Below are 18,550 nucleotides of genomic sequence, written 5' to 3'. Positions count from 1 at the left end.
GTTACGATAGGCGAATTGGTTTTAAGCATACCTGTCCAACACTACATTTGCAATGATAAAGGAGGGCAGAGCGTACAGCGACTCAGAGATACTTGAAACACTTCATCCTCTCGTCAGGGAGTGGTTTCTGTCAAAGTACTCTGCGTTCACACCTCCGCAGCGCTACGCAATAGTCGAAGCTTTTAAAGGCAACAACATTCTGATTTCTTCGCCAACAGGAAGCGGAAAAACCCTCGCAGCTTTCCTTACTGCCATAAGCATGCTTGTTGAGCTTGCTGAGAAGAAAGCACTTGAAGATAGGGTTTACGTCGTTTACGTTTCACCTCTTCGCGCTCTGAACAACGACATAAAGCGCAATCTCGAGGAGCCGCTAAGCGAAATCTACGAGCTTGCCAAGCAAAAGGATGTAAAGCTCCAGAAGATAAGAATTGCAGTAAGAACGGGTGACACGGAGCAGGCTGAGAGGCAGAAGCAGCTCAGAAAGCCGCCCCACATTTTCATCACCACACCCGAAACCCTCGCAATCGTGCTTTCGAGTCCTAAGTTCTCGAAGGCTCTGACGAGGGTTAGATTTCTCATAGTGGATGAAGTTCACGCCATTGCGGAGAACAAGCGTGGTAGCCATCTTGCACTTTCAATGGAGCGATTGCAGAGAATTCAGGAGGATAAAATGGTCAGAATTGGCCTTTCTGCAACCATAGCTCCACTCGATGAAGTGGCAAAATTCCTTGTTGGTTACAACAGTGATGGGAGCGAGAGAGACTGCATCGTTGCAGATGTAACGTTCGCAAAGCCCATGGATATAAAGGTAATCTCGCCAATAGATGACTTCTTTGCTGCAACGGCTGAGGAGATTAGCGAGAAACTCTACGATTTGCTTGCGAGACTCGTGAAAAAGTCGAGAACTACACTCATATTCACCAACACGAGGAGTGCAACTGAGAGAGTTGTTTATCACCTGAAGAAGAAGCTTGGAAAGGATTTTCCTGTTAAAGCTCATCACTCATCCCTTTCAAAGGAAGTTAGACTTGAGGTTGAAGAAGACTTGAAGCACGGCAGGCTCAGATGTGTCGTTTCTTCAACGAGTCTCGAGCTTGGAATAGATATCGGATACATAGATCTCGTAGTCCTGCTTGGCTCGCCGAAGAGCATAAACAGGGCTTTGCAGCGAATTGGGCGGAGTGGTCACCGCCTTCACGAAACAAGCGTTGGGAGGATCGTGGTTGTTGACCAGGACGACCTCATTGAATGTACGGTTTTAGCGAAGGAAGCAATTGAGCGCAGACTCGACAGGGTTGAGATTCCACAGAAACCTCTCGACGTCCTCTGCCAGCACGTTGTTGGGATGGCCATCGAGAAGAAGTGGAGCGTCGATGAGGCTTTGGCGGTGATAAGGTGTGCATATCCTTACAGAAACCTATCAAAGCTCGAGTTCATCGAAGTGCTGCGATACCTGTCAGGCAGCTATTCGGAGCTTGAGAAAAAGAAGGTCTACGGAAAGATATGGTTCGACGAGAACGAGGAGGTTTTTGGTAGAAGGGGCAAACTTGCAAGACCGATCTATTACCTCAACGTCGGAACGATCCCCGACGAGGTTGCCATATCGGTGGTAACGAAGGATGGCAAGCTGGTCGGCAAGGTTGAGGAGGAGTTTGCGGAAAGACTCATAAAAGGAGATATCTTCGTGCTCGCAGGCAGAACTTTCCGATTTCTCCATTCAAGGGGCATGAGAATAGTCGTTGAGGAGGTTGAAGGGGAAAAACCAACGGTTCCAAGCTGGTTCTCGGAGCAGTTGCCTTTGAGCTACGATTTGGCGCAGCGAATCCAGCAGTTCAGGGGAAGGCTGGAGGAACTGCTCGAAAGCTGGAGCGAAGAAGAAATCGTCGGGTGGCTCATGGAGGAGTACAACCTCGAAAGAAATGCAGCACAGGCCATCTACAGCTACTTCCTTGAGCAGAAGCTCTTCAGCGAAATACCTACGGACAAAAAGCTCGTAGTTGAGAAGTTCGAGGACGATGGTAGAAACTGTTATGTCTTCCACACCCTCGTTGGCAGGAAAGCCAACAGTGCAATTTCGAGAGTATCTGCTTACCGTGTTGGTTTAAAGAAGGACTGCAACGTCCAGATTGCTTTAAATGACAATGGATTCATGCTTATTCTGCCATCCAGCAAAGTTCTGCGGGATAGTGAAATTATGGAGCTATTCAGCGTGGAGGAATTCAGGGAACATCTGATGAAAGCCCTCGACAGAACTGAAATTTTAAGGCGGAGATTCAGGCATGTGGCTGTAAGGAGCATGATGATTCTCCGCAACTACCTTGGTAGAGAGAAGAGCGTCTGGAGGCAGCAGCTAAATGCAGACACGCTGCTCAGACTGCTGAAAAGAAATTTCCCGGAGTTTCCCGTACTAAAGGAGACTTATAGGGAGATTATGGAAGATTCTATGGACTTGAAGAACGCTCTCGATTATTTGGAAAAGGTGGGCAGCGAGGTTGAAGTAAGAATAGTGAGGACTCCGTATCCAAGCCCGTTTGCATTTAACATATATGTGCTTGGCGAGGAAGATGTTGTGCTGATGGAAGATCGCAGAAAGGTGCTGAAAGCTCTCCACGAGAAGATTCTGCAGATTATAGGGCAGGATATTGTTCAGGTAGGTCAGTAAACGTCTGAGTTACTATTATGTCCAGAAAATAGAAGAGGTGAGTTCTCCAGCTAAAAGTTTGGCAGTCTTCAGTCCTCGTCGGAAGACTGGCAATTCTACAGACTTCTGAATGTGAGTCGGAGGTATTGTGCAGAATGCGACCTGTCGATACAATATAAATACGTGGCCGAAACACTTAAATAACTCATTATAATTACAATCATTGGAGGGTTGAATATGGAAGTTTGTATGATTGAGCCTGTGGTTGTTGACTTCAACAAGCCCTGCGACGAGGAATGCAGGGGAAAGTACAGCTTTCCGTGCGTTTCTGGACTGTGCCCTTTTGGTATGGACTTCATGACCGAATGCTACCCATATCTCGAACCTGAACAAAAGATGCTGTTCGATGAGCTGTTCATGTTGAGAGCTGAGGTTGCGAGAAAGAGCCTTAGCTTGCAAGTACCGCTTGCAATGCACTAAAGGTCTTCTTCCATAATTTTTTTTGGAATAGACTGAATATGGGTTCCCACAACCCTCGTGTCTGCTAATACTACAGTAACTTTTTATCATTCCTTCGACAGAGTTTGGCTATGATTAGAAACGTAATTCATCTCATAAACCCTTACGACGCTGGAAAGTTCCCGGTAGACGTCAGCAGGTTGTATGGAATTCCTGAATCGCAGGTTATTCAGCTTGGTTCCAATGAAAATCCCTATCCACCGTCGGAAGAAGTTAAGAAGGCTTTTCATGATTCTATATCAGACATAAATCAGTATCCTCATCCAGAGTACCAGCGGCTTAAGGAAGCCATTGCCAGCTACACAGGAACGGATGTGGAGCGCATTGCTATCGGTAACGGCGCTTCGGAACTGCTCAGAACGATATGCGATATTGTTGTTGAACCTCTCGACAGAGTAGTTATTCCCGTTCCCGGCTACACCCTGTATGCTATATTCGCAATGGTGAGAGATGCAAGGATAGACTTTATCGAAGTTCCCGGTTACGCGGTAACCGCTGAATCCCTCGGGAATTTGAGTGATGCAAAGCTTGTCTTTCTCTGCTCCCCCAACAATCCGACCGGTAACACGATAGAGAAGAAAGAGGTGGAGAAGATTGTAGAAGGGTGCGGTGGAATCGTCGTGCTCGATGAAGCTTACGCTGAGTTTGCAGGAAAGAGTTGCATAGATCTGACGGGGAGGTACGACAACCTCGTGGTGGTTCGCTCGTTCTCCAAATTCTTTGGGCTTGCGGGACTCAGAGTAGGTTATGCTATAGGAAATCCCGAAATAATAGCCGCAATGGAGAAAATAAGGCTCCCCTTTGGTATATCTTCTGTAGCGTACAGGACGGCGATAGCTGCTGTTGAATCTGTAGAGTACTATGAAGGTGTGAAGGAGAAGATTATCATGGAACGAGAAAGGTTGGCGAAGGAGCTGAAAAAACTCGGTTTCTTCGTCTATCCGTCTGAAGCGAACTTCGTACTCGTGAGGGCCAAGAAAGATGTGAGCGAAGAGCTTGAGAAGAGCGGAATAATCGTCAGGAATGTCACGGGCCTACTTGGATTGGAGGGATTCCATATAAGAATAACCGTCGGACTGCCAGAAGAAAACGACAGGTTTCTGGAGGCAATTGCTACAGTTTCTCGATGCTGACGACGCTACTCCTCCCGCAGTGCACTTCGATTTCCCCGTCCCACCCTATCTTGGGAAAACAGTTGAAAGCTTCAATCAGATCACCAACGTCCGCCTGCCTGTAAACCGTAACGTTGTCGTCCCAGAGAAGTAGCCTGATCCTTCCAGTTTCGTCGGATATGTAAAGCTCTGCGAGCAATCTGTCCTTCACCTTTCTAAGCTCACCTATGCCGCTCACCCTCCCTCTGACATTCGCGTGCTGCAGCGGTTTAAGCTTGGAAATTGGGGTAAAGTTTACGCTGTAACCGCCTGTCTCGCAAGGAGAGATGGCTGAAACGAGGAATACACCCTCTCTCGAGTATCCTGTGACTTTTATCCCATCTCCTTTTTCGAATTTTGATAGCTGTTCTGCTTTCTCGCCGATTGCAACGCAGATGTGGATGCCACTTTCACATGCAACTGCAGCAACCACGCCATCTTTTCTCTTTCCCACTGCGAGAATAGTACCACTCAGAGACTTCCAACCTCTTTCGACAACCACGATATCTCCAGCGCTCCTCACTGAAAGCTCGGGCTGACCGTTTCTCAGCTTCGCAAAGCCCCTGATTCTGACCGAGTCTCCTTCGCCAATATCTCCAGTTCGAGCAAGGTATGCAGCTTCGTTCCAGAGCACGACTCTAATTCTCCCCGTATTATCCTTCAGTGATACAATTGCCATGTAATCGCCGTTTGGTAGGGTTCTGACGGATACGTTCTCCACGACGCCTTCGACCGTAACAACTCCTCTCTTTTCACCGATTTCTGCGATGGTGTTAGCAGGTGCATAACCAAAGCTGTAGGCTGCGAGCATCACCGCAGTTTCCTCGCTTATCAGGCCGGAAAAGTGCTCCTTGATCTCATTAACTCTTTTCTCGAACTCTTCCCGGGACACACCAACGCTTTTGATCACCTCATCGATGTCCATTTCATCCACCCAGTAAGAGATGGAGGAACAGGGTAACGAACACAGCCACGAAAAGGAGCAACAATCCAAAGCGTTCCATAACTCAGCGTATTCAAGCAGATATATGGGGGTTTCGGTACCCGTATCGTGCGGTTAGCAGTCGGCAATTGGCAATCAACATCAGCTTTATAAAGTTCCGATGCGTAGATACCGGATTAAGGGAGGTAAGTAGGGGATATGGCTGGAATGACGGCAGATATGCTGGACTGCATAGCAGAAGTGCTGGTCAGAGCGAAACACGCCGTGGTGTTTACGGGAGCAGGTATTTCGGCGGAAAGCGGAATCCCAACCTTCAGAGGAAAAGATGGACTCTGGGAGAAGTACAATGCTGAAGAAGTAGCTTCTATAGAGGGATTTATGAGAAATCCCCAGGCTTTCTGGGAGTTTGCGAGAGAACTCATCGTTAAAAGAAAGGCTGAGCCAAACCCCGCTCATTATGCAATCGCCGAACTCGAAAGGCTCGGGATTGTTAAGGCCGTAATAACCCAGAATATAGACATGCTCCACCAGAAAGCTGGAAGTGAGGAAGTTATAGAGCTTCACGGCAGTTTAAGCAGGGTTGAATGCCTTGAGTGCGGAATGATTTATGCATGGGAGGAGGTTGAGAAAAAGCTCGAGTTTACAGTTCCGAGATGCGAATGCGGCAGCAACTATTTAAAGCCGGCTATAGTCTTTTTTGGCGAGGCGTTGCCTGCAGAGGCTATGAGAAAGGCAGTAGAGCACGCATCGTTATGTGATGTGTTCATCGTCGTTGGCTCCTCCCTCGTCGTTTATCCTGCAGCCTATCTTCCCTTCATGGCTAAGGATGCGGGAGCAAGGCTAATACTGATAAATGCAGAACCCACTCACGTGGACGAACATTTCGACCATGTTGTGCACGGCAAAGCAGGAGAAGTGCTGCCGGAAGTCGTGAAGAGGCTGAATAAGTTTTTAAGTCCATGATGCGTATGCAGGGTGTGGACCTGCTCAGACTTGAATTCGACATCCACCACATTGCGGTGGTTTCGAGGAAAGTTCCGGAGGAGCACGCACTAATCAGGCTTATTCTCTCCACCCTTGCTACTGCTGATGAGCTCCAGAACCTTGTAAAGAGGGATTTAAGGCTTGTGAAGCGCAATGGGCTCAATTATTACTACGTGAAACTTACTTCCGCAGGGAAGAGCAGAATTTCTCCCATCGACAGCAGGACGTACCAGGTTCTATCAGAGATATCGGAAGATATGAGGGGAAAAGAGAGAATATTCAGCTATTCAAAGGAGGAGATGGACAGGATCGTGGAGAAGCACTCGCCTTCTGACAGGAAATATGACGTGGAGAAACTCAGAAACGCTGTCATATTGATACTCAGGGACTGCATGCTTTTCGGTGATGAAGGCTATATAGAAAACCTGATAGAGGGTGTTAACCTGGACAGAGTTACCGACTTCTTATACGACTTCCATCCTATATACGCCGGAATGTGGGACATGGACGACGATGAGGTTGCTGAGGATTTCATAAATACCTACGCGAGATTGACGGGAATATCCAACCCGAGGGACATAGCCGAGGCGATAGGGGAGAGTGTTGAAAGGGTAGAGAGGCTTATGAAAAAATAAAGTTTTTAAGTAATGTGTTCAGCCTCCCCACGTGTTCGTCGAATTCGTGGCGGGTCTCTTAATCGGCCTCATTACGGGTCTAACTCCGGGCATTCACGTGAACACAGCCGTAGCGGTTCTGCTACTTCTAAAAGATTCTCTTCCGTTCCCGGCGCATGGCCTTGCGACGGTCGTGGTTACTGCTGCAATAGCTCACACATTTCTCGATATCGTACCTGCGATATTCACAGGCATACCGGAAGAGGATACGGCTATAGCGATTTTTCCCACGCACGAAATGGTTCTCGAGGGTCGAGGAGTTGAGGCCGCATCGATTTCAGCATTCTCGAGTCTCTTCTCCATTCTGCTTAGTTTGCCCCTGTTCTTCACAATCCTTTTAGCCCTTCCGGCTTTCGTGTCTTCTGTATCTTGTCTAACTCCTTTCGTCCTTCTTGCAGTTTCTGCCCTTACAATCATGGGTGAAAAGGGTGAAGCTTTTGAAGGCAGTCTTTCGGCATGGAGAAAGAGGTTCTACGCCCTTCTCGTTTTTGCTTCTTCCGGTTTCCTCGGTTACGTTGCTTTGGATAATTCCGGGCTTGCCGAACTCACGCCTGCATCTTCCGTGCTTCTCCCACTCCTGTCTGGTCTTTTTGCTTCTCCCGCCCTTCTGTCGAGCGTAGCTTCTGGAGTGAGGATTCCACGCCAGGTAACGGCTGCATCTCTGCCTGAAGTGCGGGCTGTAGCTTCTGGAGTGGTGTCTGGCTTCGCTGTTTCCCTTTTCCGGGCGTAAGCTCGGGAGTTGCGACGGTAATGGCTGCCAGCAGGGTGAGGGAAAGAGAGACGTACATCGCAGCCCTGAGTTCGGCAAACACAGCAAACGGATTGCTTTGCTTTGCAGTTCTTTTTGCCACTGGAAAGGTGAGGAGCGGAGCAGCAAACGCGCTATCATCTCTCAGAATTTCTTTCAGCCCGGAACTCGTAGTAGTCTGCATTGCAGCGGCCCTCGCTTCAACACTGCTAACTCTGTGTTGCTCTTTTGCTGCAGCGAGGTTTGTAGAGGCCGTGGACTTCACAAAGTTCTCACTTGCAATTTTCCTCTTCCTTACAGTTCTGATCTACGTTCTTACAGGCGCTTTCGGTCTCATAGTATTCTCAATTGCATCATGCGTAGGTTTGTCTGCTCTGCTTCTTGGAGTGAGAAGAATAAATTGTATGGGTTGTCTTATAGTTCCGGTTCTGTTTCGCTACGTCTGAGAAAAGGAGCGGTACTTTCCGTTCTCTATGTATTCTTCTATCTTTCTTACGAACCTGTCTCCCGTCCTTATTACTGGCAGAATTGTCGTATCGCCTCTGATGTCCTTGATTTTGTCGGAATATTCGACGATGTCGTCGTTTCCGTAGTAGAGGACCCAGCTTCTGAACTCCCCGACGTTGCAGAAGGACGCGTAGGTTATAAGTTCGACAATGGCGAACTTGCCGTCTATTATACCGTGGAGGGTTTCATAGTCAACGAGGTAAAGCCGGCCGTTAGAGTAGAATAGTCTCTCCGCTTCGAGCGCTATAGCCTGCCTGACGAATTCGTCAAGAGAGAACTCCTCGGGTTCGTCGAGCATCACTGGGCCGATGTACATCACCTGATCCATAGCCACCCCCTCTGCGTATAGTTTATAGTTTTTACTGTGCTGGAGAACGAGAAGTAAGAACTCTGGACGATGGTGGCTGTGTTTTCATCAGTTTTACGATTGGTCGAAAGAACCAGAAGGAGTAACGATAGGTTTAGAAGACTCCAAAAATTTTTAAAAACTAAGAAAAGTAGATCAAGCATGAGCGACGACTTAAAAGCGAAGCTTATATCAATTCCTGTTAAGATACTTGCAGTGGTTATTATTTTTATGATTTTAATGAGATTCATCTATGTTTTCTACGACTTCCTTCAGAACCCTTTCCATGAACCTCCAACCCTTAGTGAAGAGGCTGTAAAACATGTGATGGCTGCACTGATACTGCTTGAACTTTTTGCGCTAACTTTAAGGTTTCTAGTTCATGAAATAATCGATCCGAATCTAATTCTTCTTACTGTTTTAACAGCTCTAGGAAGACACATTATTGTTATAAATCCTGTAGAAGTGGATTACGCTAGGCTAATAGCGACTGGTTTTGTATTAGCAATTACAATCTTCGGTCTGTATATCCTAAAATCACGCGATTCCTATGTTTGATTACTCCTTATTAACTCCTCTTTAGGAAAAATTCTCAAGACTTCTTTCGAACATCAAACTATTTCTACAAATTGGATCAATTACTAAATTTAATAGGAGGGATATAATTCTTCATTAGCAACGAATTTGTAACAACACTTACACTGCTTAATGCCATAGCAGCCCCAGCCCACTCCGGGCGAAAAATAATACCAGCTACTGGATAAAGCAAGCCTGCTGCAGCAGGAATTAACGCGGTGTTGTAAATCATAGCCCAGAAAATGTTTTGCTTTATCTTGTTTAAAGTTTTCTCACTCAACTGTATTGCTGCAACAACGTCTCTCAAATCGTCCCTTATCAGCACAATCTCACCGCTCTCAATTGCTATATCTGTACCACTACCAATTGCAATGCCCACGTCAGCCTGAGCTAAAGCTGGGGCATCGTTTATGCCGTCTCCAACGAAAGCAACGACTTCCCCTTTCTCTTGCAGTCTTTTAACTTCTTCTGCTTTCTCGTGTGGCAACACTTCAGCCAGTACTTCATCTATACCCAGTTCTCCCGCAATAGCTTCTGCAGTTCTCCTGTTGTCTCCAGTGATCATGACAACTTTCTTTCCCATTCTGTGGAGCCACTTGATGGCATCCTTTGCCGATTCCTTTATCGTATCGGCTACACCAATAACTCCAACTATTTTTCCATTCAATGCAACAAGAACTGCTGTTTTAGCCTCATTTTCAAGTTTTTCAATAATTTTCTCAACTTCACCTGGATTTGTACATTCAGCCATAAGCATTTTGTTGCCCACTAAAACTCTGTTTCCGTTTATTGTTGCTATAACGCCTTTCCCTGCCAGAATTTCGAATTTTTCAGGTTCTATGATCTCTACACCCTTACTTTCAGCTTTTCTAACAATTGCTTCGGCAATCGGATGTTCTGATCTCTTTTCAGCTGAAGCTGCAAGCTTTAGCACTTCACTCTCATCTATTTCATCAAAGGCAGCGATATCTGTAACCTCCGGCTTACCTTTTGTCAGCGTTCCAGTTTTGTCAAAAACAACTGTAGTTATCTTCCTTGCCACTTCCAAGGCCTCACTGTTTTTTATCAGTATCCCCAGCTCAGCACCCCTTCCCATTCCAACAGTTAAAGCTGTTGGAGTTGCCAAACCGAAGGCGCATGGGCAGGCAACAACAAGAACAGCTACAAGCGTTGTGAAAGCAAACACTACAGGCATGGCAGCGATGAAGTGCCAGTATACGAACGATGCAATTGCTATGATCAGTACAGCCGGAATGAAATATGCGACAATTTTATCTGCAATTCTCTGAATAGGTGGTTTTGTACTCTGGGCTTGTTCAACGAGTTTTACTATCTGCGAAAGTAGAGTGTCCTTCCCAACTCTTGTAGCCTCAATTTTAAGCACGCCATTTTTGTTTATTGTTGCCCCAACGACTGTATCGCCCCTCTTTTTTAGACTGGGAATGGGTTCTCCGCTTATCATTGACTCATCAACGTAGCTTTCTCCTTCTACAACGACCCCGTCAACTGGTATTTTTTCTCCTGGCTTAACAATAACGATGTCTCCCACTTTAACTTCTTCAATTGGAACTTCAATCTCCTCACCATCCCTGACAACCACTGCTGTTTTTGCCTGCAATCCAATAAGCTTTTTAATCGCCTCAGAAGTTTTTCCTTTGGCGATAGCCTCGAGAGTTCTGCCTAAAAGTAAAAATGCGAGCAGCAATACAGCAGTCTCATAAAAAAGGTAGTCGGATGGGAGCAAGCCGATAGTGCTGGCAATGCTTGCGAGGTAAGCTGAGCCAACACCCATTGAATACATAACATCCATGTTTAGCGTTTTATGCCTCAAAGCTCTAAAAGCTGCAGAGAACATACCTTTTCCTGAGTAGTACATCACTGGTGTAGATAGGGCAAACTCCATCCATGCCAAATTTGAAATTTTGGGCAGTCCGACATATTTACCATAAGTAAGGATGAGTAAAATACTGCCAACTATTGCAGCGACAAAGAATCTTTTCTTGAGCTGGACAATGTGCTCTTCTCTTGCAATCTTTTCCGTATCTATAAACCCTTCTCCTTCAACACCTATGAACTTGTAACCAGTCTCTTCAATGGCATTCTTGATGTCCTGAATGGATGTGAGCTGGGGGTCAAAAACTATTCTTGCCTTCTCCGTGGCAAGATTTACCGTAACATCTTTCACTCCCTTTAATTCTCTAATTACTGTCTCTATTGTCTTAGCACACATTGCACAAGTCATTCCACCAATTTTTACATCTACTTCCTTTTCTTCCCTAACAACTTTGTATCCGATATTCTCAATAGTCTCTATTATCTTCTCCAAAGTTATTCTAGACGGATCGTATTTCACAAAGGCTGTTTCGTTTGTGAGATTAACAGAGACATCAATAATACCAGATAAGCTTTTTAGATGGGTCTCTATAGTTTTTGTACACATCGCACATGTCATTCCGGCAATCTTAAGTACGATTTCTTCCATCAATTTAATTCTGTTATACGTCAAATATAAAAATATTTTCAGAGACTCCTAAAATTAAAAGAATGTAAAAAATAAAAAGTGAGACTTCAAGCTACCAGTAGTAACAAGGCAGACTCGAAGGAGTCGAATATTATCTCGTACTTTTCCCGGTAATCTCAACCTCCACCCAGCCCTCCCGGCGGCAGTATGGGCAATAAAAATAAATAAAAAACGATTACAGCTGCTTCAGATACTCTATCACGTCGTTCAGATCCTTTTCGCTCATCTGCCATCTCGGCATGCAGTAGTCCAGCTCCTCGCCGTCATCATCAATGCCCTGTGTTATCGCCTTCTTTATGTCCTCCTCGCTCATCCCGTGCTCTTCGGTAAGCGTCGAATATCTGATATCGGGCGTTTTTACCCCACACATCATTGGATAGACGCCACCTTTCCCATCAACCCCATGACAGCTCGCGCATCCGCCGCCGTGCATGTAGAGCCATTGAGGACCGCCCACGAAGGGTATTCTCTCCCCTTTCTCATTGACACCGGTCATGAAGATCAGCTCACCATTTGATTTGTACTGGGCGGGCTGTGGAGAATAACCCATCATGGGCTGCTGATATCCCTGCATTGGCCCCGTCATCGGCTGATATGAGGTCTGAGAAGGATATGACTGATATCTGCCCATCCAGAACATGTTACCTATGCTAAGACCTATGGCAAGAGCTGCAAGAACTGCGACTACCAGAATTACTGTATCTTTTCTTTCCATAACATATCACCATTATTACCTTAATAACCATTGGCATTTAAAGTTTCTGAAGGTTTTATAGGGCTCTTCCAAAATTACATCTCAGTCAACCTCTGCAAAGCCTTCTTTTCTATAAAACCAGGAGCTATGACGATCAGTCCCAGCTGAAAAATTTCATTGATACTTTGAGAAAGCGTCTTTTTGTCCACCAATCTCTCCAGCCGACTCCATCTTTTAGATCCTTCTACTAATCAGACTCTTCGAGCAGCTCTATTTGCCTCTGGAATCTGCTCGTAATTATGAATATCGATGGTGGCCATTAGAACACACTTCCAAAATCCAAAGTTAATAAGATAGAAGAGTACCGTGAAAGTGACGGGAACTGGACATAAAATTAAGCGCCGGGGCTGGGATTTGAACCCAGGAGCCCTTGCGGGCACCGGCTCTCAAGGCCTGTTGAGGAAATTGAAGAACGGCTGGAAAGAGGCTCTCTGGTAAAAATTAGAGAAAAATTATTTAATTTCTCTGAAGACAAAGAAGAGTTTTTCAAATGGCTGACAGAGTGGAGTGGAAAGGTAAGGATTTACGGAAAAGCTCTAAAGAAGAAGAAAATAGCCAGAGAGACGGCGAGAGACTACGTTAACAAGCTGGAGAAAGTTCTTAACGGTCATGACATTTACACAATAGCAGACCTTGAAGAATTGGTCGATGCTGCTATAGAATCCGGAGAACTTCAAAGAGGCTGGAACAACTGGGCAAAAGGTCTGAGGAATTACATGCAATTCCTGTTTACCAAAAAGAGGATAGATGAAAAGCTATACTATGAAATAATTGACGCTTTCGCTGAAATAAAGCCAACTGGCACAAGAGACATCGACTTGAAGGATGAGGAGATAAAGGAGGCGTATAAACACTTCAAGGAGGAAGGAAACAAATACGACCTGATACTCTTCAAGCTGTTGGTATTCTCTGGCCTAAGGCTTGCCCATGTCCTCGAGGCCCTTCAAACATGGAATCCGGACAATGTTAGAGTTTACGGCGATGTTGCAGCCTATGACATGGAGACTTTCATCGAAGGGAATAAGAAGGCCTTCATAATGCTGTTTCCGGCAAAGATGCTTAAGGAGATTGAAAGATTTCCGGAAAGCTACACCTACAACGTCGCCAGACACCACATCAACTATAAGAGAGTTTCAGCTATTACGATTAGACACTGGCATTACAACTTTATGATTCTGGACAACGGAATTCCTGAGGGTGTGGCAAACTTCATACAGGGCCGTTCACCTGAAAACATCGGTTCGGCCAACTATCTGGCAAAGAAAAGAGGAGCTATTCAGAAATACCAAGAAATAGTTAACAAATTCCCGATACCACCATGAAGAAATGAACAGCCGAAACTCCAGCAAAGAACTCAAACAAATCGCCTATGAAGTTTTCGACTTTCTCCTTTCTTTTTTCAGCCTTTAAGCAAAACTCAATAAGCTCGTAGAATAGAAAAACGATAAAGAAAGCTGGAAAGAAATAGGCAGCGATGCCGGCCGGCAGATGGATTAAGCTGAGCCTGTCGTCGAAGACCTTAACGTTCATTGTTTTGAAAGGATTTGATTTAATTTTAGTTTTATTTCCGAGATTTCTCGTTCTAATTTCTCAACTCGTTCACTTAACGGAGGATTCGGCGGGATTTTCTGCTCTTGCGTTTCGTGTTCTATCTGTATCGTTTCAATATCTTCGCATTCGATAACTTCAACATCATCCGGGAATTTGTGGACTCCTTTGGGCAGATGGAACTTTTCTATGACCTTTCCATCCTTTACCAGATATCCTTTTCCGATTTTTAACTCTACTTCCATAGTTCCACCTCCCACCACTTTCTTAATGAAACCGAAGAGCCATAAGACGCACCTGCTGCCACTTTGTAGTAATAATTAGGCGGCACAACCATTACAATAGTTCCCCCTCCTGTCCAAATGTATGAGTTATAGTCAATGTCCGCGAATCTCGCAAATGACATTTCTACATAGGTTACGTTATCAGAAGATATATATCCAATTGCTTGAGCATAATCTGATGAGGATTCCACATTGAAGCTTATTGTTGTGATGACGAGCAAATGTTTGCCAGAAGTATTCTGATAGACAGTATTCAATGCTCTATTCGCTGTTTGGTCAATTGGCGTCGGAGAGGGAATATTTGAGATTATAGACCAATCTGGCGGATAATTCGTATAATCTGGCGGAAATACTGACGGTCTGTTTACGATATCAGCCCAATCAATGCCTAATCTGTTCCAGGTTGCCGCTGCCTCATCGTAAACATTCATCACGTCATTAAGGCTGTCGTACCATAGCATTCCGTCCGTTGCCTCTGCCGGCTCAGTATCTCCCGTATAAAATGGAATCAGGATTTTCCATTCTCCGCCTGAATACATTTTCCAGAGTTTAGTAGCCGGATTGTACCAAATCAGCCCTTCAAACGGTGATGGTTCTGTTTCCGAAACTACTACAAACTGTTTAGGAATAAAATCAACTTCCGTCATTTCTTCCGCCTCCTACCCTTCTTCCTCCTAAACTTCCGGAGAGTCAGGGCCATGTTGATGGCATGAACAAGCGAAGTATTACCGGCCTGTTCGGCCTTCTTCTTCGCCTTCAACAGGTATTCACGCTTAATCGTTCCCTTCTTCGTGAAAGCTTTACTGCCAAATAAGCGTGAAACGTAACGTCTGACTCTCCCAGGTCTTTCAATCGCCTCCTGAATCCAGTCCGCCATTTCTACCACCGTTAAGCTGTCTCAGAATCATGCAAACCTTACCTTCGAGCCTTCCGATTTTGTAAATCGTCCATGTGAGAAGTCCTAACGTTGTTGCGTCCGTTGCCAGGCCGAGACCGTCCATCATATCCTCCCTCCTACTCCTGGAATTCCGAATTTCCTTACTGACAATAGTTCACTTGGCTTTGGTTCGATTCGTTTGCTCTTCTTCTTGCCGAAGCTCTTAACAAAACCGTCAAAGGCCTTACCGACGTAATTAGCAGCTCCCTGAAAAGCGTTCTTAATTGCTTTATCAACCGGATGGTTATGCAGGTCTTCTGGAGATTTTACTATCCTCACTGTCGGCCGCCAGGCGTTGAATACATCGAGCAGCTTCATGAAGCCTTCCGCCGTCCTCTTTCCGGCCTCCTCTGGCGGAGGAAAGTTAGGTATGAACGGGCCTATGAAACCCTCTCCGAACTTCTTAACGTACTCCGTCGGATTTGGCAGCGTCGTAGTTTTCGTGGTCAGCTTAGGCCCCTTAGCAATCTTATCCTGTAGCTCCTTAATCTGATTCTCATACTGCTGCCTGATAGAATTGACATAATCGAGTATTCCCCTTAACTGGAAGTTCTCCGGCGTTGTCGGAAAGCTGACCTCTGGAGTTATGTTAATCGCCGGCATCTCGAACTTAGGAAATTCAATTTTTGGGAACTGAATGTTTAAAGCCGGCATTCCTGGAACCTGAATAGGTACCGGCTTTTCAATCGGTATTGGAATGAGGCTACCTCCACCTCCTGATTTACCTTCGCTACTTTTAGCTACAACGTAGGCAGCCCCTCCGATAGCTAACGCCAAAACGGCAGCTTCGGCCAGTCTCATGGTATCATCATCCTTACAACGTCGTTCGTGGTGATTGGCTTCTTCTTTGCCCTTACAATCACCTTAGCTGCATTCGTAGAATCGAGATTGACGACCTTCAAGCTCCTAACTGACTTGTGCTCCTGTTTAATCACTCCTCCGGCAGGCACGTAGTCGGCATCGTATTCACTCTGATTGTAGAGAACCTTAACCGGAACGCTGCCGACGTTTATGGTTATTATCTCATTCAACGGAAGATAGCGTTTAGCTACCTCATGCTGTTCGTAATCAATTACTTCGAAGCCTCCGGCAGCTATGTTAAGCTCTATCGGTATGTCTTCGCTGCCCTCCTTGGCTACTCTCCGCTCTCTCTTAGTTCCGGCCATAACCCTAAGCATGGCTAACTCCTGGAGCATCCTTAGACCTCCTTGAGAAAAAAGAAGAAATTAGCGAGCTGGATAGACAGTTACCGGCAGCCTGATATCACAATCTGCCGCCGTTATCTGGCCGTCCTGGTCTGGCATGAACTCTATGATAAGCTTGTCATCCTCTCTGGCAATCGGCCCCTGTTCTGGCAGAGGCCTCTGCTTAGTTATGTCGGCAGCCGCAGCATGAAGAACCTCTTCTCTCTCCTCGAAAACAACATCCTTCTTAAGCTCATTGGCGTCGGCAACGCAAAGCCTGACTTTGCCCTTGACCTCAGTAACAGTCGTTCCATCGTTGTACTGCAGAAGCACGTACATATAACCCTGGTTATACGGCTGGTTGGGGTTTCCGTAGCCCCATCTGTATGCCTGCTGAGGCGGAACCTTGAGCTCTCCTATTTTGTTCCACACGCCAGCCTTAACGGCAGTGTCAGCGAGGCCGAAATCTTCCTTAGTTAGAGTCTTCGGGAAGCCCTTACCTCCTGCCCCTCCGAGTTTGCCGAGAAGTCCGGCCAGGTTAGGTGCAACAATCCCGACCATTACCATCCACCTCCGCCAAGGAACATTATGGCAACGGCATCCATGACGGCGTTCTTAGCAATCACTTCGTCGTTAAGTGCAGCTCCCGCCAGAATTCCGCCTGCTATCGGCCCGAGAACCGGCCCGAGAATGTTTGCACCAATGCCCACCGCTGCACCGCCTATTGCTCCGTTGATGAGGCTCTTTTTGGCCATGTTCGTTACGCCTCTAACCGTCGGAACTCTAATTGCCATACTCACCACCAAAAAGAGAGAGTAGGCCGTCAGGATATAAAGCATATAAAAAAGGGTCAGAATTGAGGAGTTTCGGGCAGTTCATAACAAGTAATATTATTCAAGCCCCTTATGCGTTATAGTATGAAAACATGGCAGAGATCCTGCAGGATCTCCGGGACAGCTCCGGATGTTGAGTAACACTCAGCTTAATGGAACTTTCATAACCTTAATCTCGCCGGTTTCCCTGTTGTAGAAAATGAAGGAATGAGGCGGCAGACTCTCTACGGCTTCGCTAAGGCCGGCGTGAAGGTAATCCAAATAGATTTTGTCGTTTTTGCCGACTAAACGGAAAATAAAAAGATAATGGGCCAGCTCTACTAAATCCGTGTGGAGTTGGGCCGGCCTTCTGGCTATGAATCCAATGGCAACGTTATCATGCCGGTGGAAATCGTTGAGATAACTAACCATTTCCGGCAGAGGCTTTTTAGGTGGGCAATAGCGGTTAGCCTCATCTATGACTAACAGTTTTGGATGGAACTTTTGAAGAATATAGGAAATGGCAGCGTTAAGCTCATCTCTGCCGGTTATTGTTCTATCCTGCATAACGTAACGGTTGAAGCCTGCATACTCATCAAGGACATCAATAACCCACCCTGAATCTCCGAACTGGCGAAGGATATACTTGGCTAACGTTGTTTTACCACTTCCCTGAAGTCCGAAAATGCAAAATCGTTTATTCGTCAGCTCTATCATACTTCAATCGTCTTATCCGGATTTCCTGAGCCTATGAACACCTTCTTAATCCCGTACTTCTCCAGAATGCGTTTCGGGATTCTCAGCGTTCCGTCATCCGTTATCTGGAGAAATTCACTCAAAAACCTCATTTCTTCGCTCCCCCCTTCTCCAAATTCTTTATCACCTCGACAAGCGTCTTATCTCCGTACTCCTCCTCTACCTTCCTCAGAAAGCTGATGACAGGCTCAATAACATCCTTAACCTTCTTTTTGCCCAGAATCAGCTCCAGCATCCTGACCACCCAAAATCTTGTTAGCAAACTCCTTTACCTCTTTCCAGGAAGCGTCATCCGGAATTGGCAGGCTGTTTAAAAGTTGAAGAATTTGCTTTTTGTCTATTGATGGACCTGCGTTTCTTGGTAAATTGCTGATAGGCTGGTTGGCCATGTTGCCTATAGCCTGAAACATCCTGAGCTTGTCGGCTATGCCAGGCGGAAGCATCAGCTTATCAGCGTTGGCTGCAAGATTGCTGATGAGTTCCTTTGAGTTCTCAACAAGTCTATTCAGGTTGTTTACGAAACCATTGAGTCTTTCCAGAAGAGTTAGTAAGTCCATGTCGCCGGCATCTTCCACAGGCTCGGCCGGAACTCTGATAACTCCTCCGGCCGGCTGTGCAACAGGAACTCTCATAAGGTCGTTGATTGTTAGGGTTTTGCCTGTCAT

Annotated in this window: 26 protein-coding genes; 9 read left to right on the top strand and 17 right to left on the bottom strand. The window is 46.0% G+C overall.

The window, feature by feature from the left end; all coding sequences use genetic code 11:
* Positions 1–52: 52 nt before the first annotated feature.
* The 3 genes from ARCVE_RS10380 (at position 53) to hisC (ending at position 4,293) form a co-directional block, all read left to right on the top strand.
* Entirely contained in the window at positions 53–2,662 is a 2,610-nt protein-coding gene (locus ARCVE_RS10380) for an ATP-dependent helicase (protein ID WP_013684728.1), read from the top strand.
* A 216-nt stretch (positions 2,663–2,878) separates the two neighbouring features.
* The gene (locus tag ARCVE_RS10375; protein ID WP_013684727.1) at positions 2,879–3,121 is read left to right on the top strand and encodes a hypothetical protein; all 243 of its coding nucleotides are present in this window, start codon (positions 2,879–2,881) and stop codon (positions 3,119–3,121) included.
* A 110-nt stretch (positions 3,122–3,231) separates the two neighbouring features.
* A complete protein-coding gene (hisC, locus tag ARCVE_RS10370; protein WP_013684726.1) occupies positions 3,232–4,293 on the top strand; it encodes a histidinol-phosphate transaminase in 1,062 nt (353 codons plus the stop codon).
* Here the strand turns inward: hisC and ARCVE_RS10365 are convergent.
* A complete protein-coding gene (locus ARCVE_RS10365; RefSeq protein ID WP_013684725.1) occupies positions 4,274–5,236 on the bottom strand; it encodes an OB-fold nucleic acid binding domain-containing protein in 963 nt (320 codons plus the stop codon). The two genes, hisC and ARCVE_RS10365, sit on opposite strands and share 20 nt — an antisense overlap.
* A gap of 237 nt (positions 5,237–5,473) precedes the next feature.
* Here ARCVE_RS10365 and cobB point away from each other — a divergent pair, with 237 nt between their 5' ends.
* Genes cobB through ARCVE_RS11730 form a run of 4 tightly spaced genes read left to right on the top strand, consistent with a single transcriptional unit; the run spans position 5,474 to position 8,106 of the window.
* Positions 5,474–6,217: an NAD-dependent protein deacetylase gene (gene cobB / locus ARCVE_RS10360; protein ID WP_048086310.1), complete on the top strand. Its 744-nt coding sequence runs from the start codon at positions 5,474–5,476 to the stop codon at positions 6,215–6,217.
* 5 nt (positions 6,218–6,222) lie between these two features.
* Positions 6,223–6,873 (top strand): hypothetical protein, encoded by a 651-nt coding sequence (locus ARCVE_RS10355; protein ID WP_013684723.1) that lies wholly within the window; start codon positions 6,223–6,225, stop codon positions 6,871–6,873.
* A 31-nt stretch (positions 6,874–6,904) separates the two neighbouring features.
* Positions 6,905–7,642, top strand: a complete 738-nt coding sequence (locus ARCVE_RS11735) for a tripartite tricarboxylate transporter permease (protein ID WP_048086049.1) — start codon at positions 6,905–6,907, stop codon at positions 7,640–7,642.
* Positions 7,643–7,662: 20 nt separating this feature from the next.
* The gene (locus ARCVE_RS11730) at positions 7,663–8,106 is read left to right on the top strand and encodes a tripartite tricarboxylate transporter permease (RefSeq protein WP_048086047.1); all 444 of its coding nucleotides are present in this window, start codon (positions 7,663–7,665) and stop codon (positions 8,104–8,106) included.
* Here the strand turns inward: ARCVE_RS11730 and ARCVE_RS10340 are convergent.
* Positions 8,097–8,495, bottom strand: a complete 399-nt coding sequence (locus ARCVE_RS10340) for a hypothetical protein (protein WP_013684722.1) — start codon at positions 8,493–8,495, stop codon at positions 8,097–8,099. The genes ARCVE_RS11730 and ARCVE_RS10340 overlap by 10 nt on opposite strands.
* A gap of 180 nt (positions 8,496–8,675) precedes the next feature.
* Between ARCVE_RS10340 and ARCVE_RS10330 the strand changes: the two genes are divergently transcribed.
* The gene (locus ARCVE_RS10330; protein WP_013684721.1) at positions 8,676–9,071 is read left to right on the top strand and encodes a phosphate-starvation-inducible PsiE family protein; all 396 of its coding nucleotides are present in this window, start codon (positions 8,676–8,678) and stop codon (positions 9,069–9,071) included.
* Between the two features lie 76 nt (positions 9,072–9,147).
* Here ARCVE_RS10330 and ARCVE_RS10325 read toward each other — a convergent pair whose 3' ends face one another.
* Positions 9,148–11,571 (bottom strand): heavy metal translocating P-type ATPase, encoded by a 2,424-nt coding sequence (locus ARCVE_RS10325; protein ID WP_013684720.1) that lies wholly within the window; start codon positions 11,569–11,571, stop codon positions 9,148–9,150.
* Between the two features lie 214 nt (positions 11,572–11,785).
* Positions 11,786–12,106, bottom strand: coding sequence for a c-type cytochrome (locus ARCVE_RS11660; protein WP_232215804.1), 321 nt, complete (start codon positions 12,104–12,106; stop codon positions 11,786–11,788).
* 899 nt (positions 12,107–13,005) lie between these two features.
* Here ARCVE_RS11660 and ARCVE_RS10315 point away from each other — a divergent pair.
* Complete coding sequence (locus ARCVE_RS10315) at positions 13,006–13,686, top strand: integrase (RefSeq protein ID WP_048086040.1); 681 nt, start codon at positions 13,006–13,008, stop codon at positions 13,684–13,686.
* Here ARCVE_RS10315 and ARCVE_RS10310 read toward each other — a convergent pair.
* The 13 genes from ARCVE_RS10310 to ARCVE_RS10265 form a co-directional block, all read right to left on the bottom strand.
* Positions 13,661–13,894 (bottom strand): hypothetical protein, encoded by a 234-nt coding sequence (locus tag ARCVE_RS10310; protein WP_013684717.1) that lies wholly within the window; start codon positions 13,892–13,894, stop codon positions 13,661–13,663. The genes ARCVE_RS10315 and ARCVE_RS10310 overlap by 26 nt on opposite strands.
* Positions 13,891–14,157, bottom strand: coding sequence for a hypothetical protein (locus ARCVE_RS10305; RefSeq protein ID WP_013684716.1), 267 nt, complete (start codon positions 14,155–14,157; stop codon positions 13,891–13,893). Before ARCVE_RS10305 ends, ARCVE_RS10310 begins: the two co-directional genes overlap by 4 nt.
* A complete protein-coding gene (locus tag ARCVE_RS10300; protein ID WP_013684715.1) occupies positions 14,148–14,843 on the bottom strand; it encodes a hypothetical protein in 696 nt (231 codons plus the stop codon). Before ARCVE_RS10300 ends, ARCVE_RS10305 begins: the two co-directional genes overlap by 10 nt.
* A complete protein-coding gene (locus tag ARCVE_RS10295; RefSeq protein ID WP_013684714.1) occupies positions 14,840–15,073 on the bottom strand; it encodes a hypothetical protein in 234 nt (77 codons plus the stop codon). The genes ARCVE_RS10300 and ARCVE_RS10295 overlap by 4 nt, the downstream gene beginning before the upstream one ends.
* Entirely contained in the window at positions 15,045–15,200 is a 156-nt protein-coding gene (locus ARCVE_RS11420; protein WP_013684713.1) for a hypothetical protein, read from the bottom strand. Before ARCVE_RS11420 ends, ARCVE_RS10295 begins: the two co-directional genes overlap by 29 nt.
* Positions 15,197–15,934: a hypothetical protein gene (locus ARCVE_RS10290; protein ID WP_013684712.1), complete on the bottom strand. Its 738-nt coding sequence runs from the start codon at positions 15,932–15,934 to the stop codon at positions 15,197–15,199. The genes ARCVE_RS11420 and ARCVE_RS10290 overlap by 4 nt, the downstream gene beginning before the upstream one ends.
* A complete protein-coding gene (locus tag ARCVE_RS10285) occupies positions 15,931–16,329 on the bottom strand; it encodes a hypothetical protein (RefSeq protein ID WP_013684711.1) in 399 nt (132 codons plus the stop codon). Before ARCVE_RS10285 ends, ARCVE_RS10290 begins: the two co-directional genes overlap by 4 nt.
* Positions 16,330–16,359: 30 nt before the next feature.
* Entirely contained in the window at positions 16,360–16,878 is a 519-nt protein-coding gene (locus ARCVE_RS10280; protein ID WP_013684710.1) for a hypothetical protein, read from the bottom strand.
* Positions 16,878–17,111 (bottom strand): hypothetical protein, encoded by a 234-nt coding sequence (locus ARCVE_RS10275; RefSeq protein ID WP_013684709.1) that lies wholly within the window; start codon positions 17,109–17,111, stop codon positions 16,878–16,880. The genes ARCVE_RS10280 and ARCVE_RS10275 overlap by 1 nt, the downstream gene beginning before the upstream one ends.
* Before the next feature lie 183 nt (positions 17,112–17,294).
* Complete coding sequence (locus ARCVE_RS10270; protein WP_013684708.1) at positions 17,295–17,846, bottom strand: AAA family ATPase; 552 nt, start codon at positions 17,844–17,846, stop codon at positions 17,295–17,297.
* Positions 17,843–17,977, bottom strand: coding sequence for a hypothetical protein (locus tag ARCVE_RS11725; RefSeq protein ID WP_013684707.1), 135 nt, complete (start codon positions 17,975–17,977; stop codon positions 17,843–17,845). The genes ARCVE_RS10270 and ARCVE_RS11725 overlap by 4 nt, the downstream gene beginning before the upstream one ends.
* On the bottom strand, positions 17,974–18,120 hold the full coding sequence (locus ARCVE_RS11415; RefSeq protein ID WP_013684706.1) for a hypothetical protein: 147 nt from the start codon (positions 18,118–18,120) through the stop codon (positions 17,974–17,976). Before ARCVE_RS11415 ends, ARCVE_RS11725 begins: the two co-directional genes overlap by 4 nt.
* The gene (locus ARCVE_RS10265; RefSeq protein ID WP_013684705.1) at positions 18,086–18,550 is read right to left on the bottom strand and encodes a hypothetical protein; all 465 of its coding nucleotides are present in this window, start codon (positions 18,548–18,550) and stop codon (positions 18,086–18,088) included. The genes ARCVE_RS11415 and ARCVE_RS10265 overlap by 35 nt, the downstream gene beginning before the upstream one ends.

Source organism: Archaeoglobus veneficus SNP6, assembly GCF_000194625.1.
GTDB classification, from domain to species: Archaea; Halobacteriota; Archaeoglobi; order Archaeoglobales; family Archaeoglobaceae; genus Archaeoglobus_C; species Archaeoglobus_C veneficus.
The sequence above is the reverse complement of the archived record's forward strand: the minus strand, read 5'-3'. Positions and strand labels throughout refer to the sequence as shown.

Excerpts from the sequence above, each read along its gene's own strand:
- hisC (WP_013684726.1), top strand. The coding sequence starts at position 3,232 with ATGATTAGAAACGTAATTCATCTCATAAACCCTTACGACGCTGGAAAG.
- ARCVE_RS10330 (WP_013684721.1), top strand. The coding sequence starts at position 8,676 with ATGAGCGACGACTTAAAAGCGAAGCTTATATCAATTCCTGTTAAGATA.
- ARCVE_RS10295 (WP_013684714.1), bottom strand. The coding sequence starts at position 15,073 with ATGGCGGACTGGATTCAGGAGGCGATTGAAAGACCTGGGAGAGTCAGA.
- ARCVE_RS11725 (WP_013684707.1), bottom strand. The coding sequence starts at position 17,977 with ATGAGGTTTTTGAGTGAATTTCTCCAGATAACGGATGACGGAACGCTG.
- ARCVE_RS10275 (WP_013684709.1), bottom strand. The coding sequence starts at position 17,111 with ATGGCAATTAGAGTTCCGACGGTTAGAGGCGTAACGAACATGGCCAAA.
- ARCVE_RS10365 (WP_013684725.1), bottom strand. The coding sequence starts at position 5,236 with ATGGACATCGATGAGGTGATCAAAAGCGTTGGTGTGTCCCGGGAAGAG.
- ARCVE_RS10300 (WP_013684715.1), bottom strand. The coding sequence starts at position 14,843 with ATGACGGAAGTTGATTTTATTCCTAAACAGTTTGTAGTAGTTTCGGAA.
- ARCVE_RS10380 (WP_013684728.1), top strand. The coding sequence starts at position 53 with ATGATAAAGGAGGGCAGAGCGTACAGCGACTCAGAGATACTTGAAACA.
- ARCVE_RS10270 (WP_013684708.1), bottom strand. The coding sequence starts at position 17,846 with ATGATAGAGCTGACGAATAAACGATTTTGCATTTTCGGACTTCAGGGA.
- ARCVE_RS10355 (WP_013684723.1), top strand. The coding sequence starts at position 6,223 with ATGCAGGGTGTGGACCTGCTCAGACTTGAATTCGACATCCACCACATT.
- ARCVE_RS11415 (WP_013684706.1), bottom strand. The coding sequence starts at position 18,120 with ATGCTGGAGCTGATTCTGGGCAAAAAGAAGGTTAAGGATGTTATTGAG.
- cobB (WP_048086310.1), top strand. The coding sequence starts at position 5,474 with ATGCTGGACTGCATAGCAGAAGTGCTGGTCAGAGCGAAACACGCCGTG.
- ARCVE_RS11660 (WP_232215804.1), bottom strand. The coding sequence starts at position 12,106 with ATGACCGGTGTCAATGAGAAAGGGGAGAGAATACCCTTCGTGGGCGGT.
- ARCVE_RS10265 (WP_013684705.1), bottom strand. The coding sequence starts at position 18,550 with ATGACAGGCAAAACCCTAACAATCAACGACCTTATGAGAGTTCCTGTT.
- ARCVE_RS10305 (WP_013684716.1), bottom strand. The coding sequence starts at position 14,157 with ATGGAAGTAGAGTTAAAAATCGGAAAAGGATATCTGGTAAAGGATGGA.
- ARCVE_RS10325 (WP_013684720.1), bottom strand. The coding sequence starts at position 11,571 with ATGGAAGAAATCGTACTTAAGATTGCCGGAATGACATGTGCGATGTGT.
- ARCVE_RS10340 (WP_013684722.1), bottom strand. The coding sequence starts at position 8,495 with ATGGATCAGGTGATGTACATCGGCCCAGTGATGCTCGACGAACCCGAG.
- ARCVE_RS10310 (WP_013684717.1), bottom strand. The coding sequence starts at position 13,894 with ATGAACGTTAAGGTCTTCGACGACAGGCTCAGCTTAATCCATCTGCCG.
- ARCVE_RS10285 (WP_013684711.1), bottom strand. The coding sequence starts at position 16,329 with ATGCTCCAGGAGTTAGCCATGCTTAGGGTTATGGCCGGAACTAAGAGA.
- ARCVE_RS11420 (WP_013684713.1), bottom strand. The coding sequence starts at position 15,200 with ATGATGGACGGTCTCGGCCTGGCAACGGACGCAACAACGTTAGGACTT.
- ARCVE_RS10280 (WP_013684710.1), bottom strand. The coding sequence starts at position 16,878 with ATGGTCGGGATTGTTGCACCTAACCTGGCCGGACTTCTCGGCAAACTC.
- ARCVE_RS10375 (WP_013684727.1), top strand. The coding sequence starts at position 2,879 with ATGGAAGTTTGTATGATTGAGCCTGTGGTTGTTGACTTCAACAAGCCC.
- ARCVE_RS10290 (WP_013684712.1), bottom strand. The coding sequence starts at position 15,934 with ATGAGACTGGCCGAAGCTGCCGTTTTGGCGTTAGCTATCGGAGGGGCT.
- ARCVE_RS11730 (WP_048086047.1), top strand. The coding sequence starts at position 7,663 with ATGGCTGCCAGCAGGGTGAGGGAAAGAGAGACGTACATCGCAGCCCTG.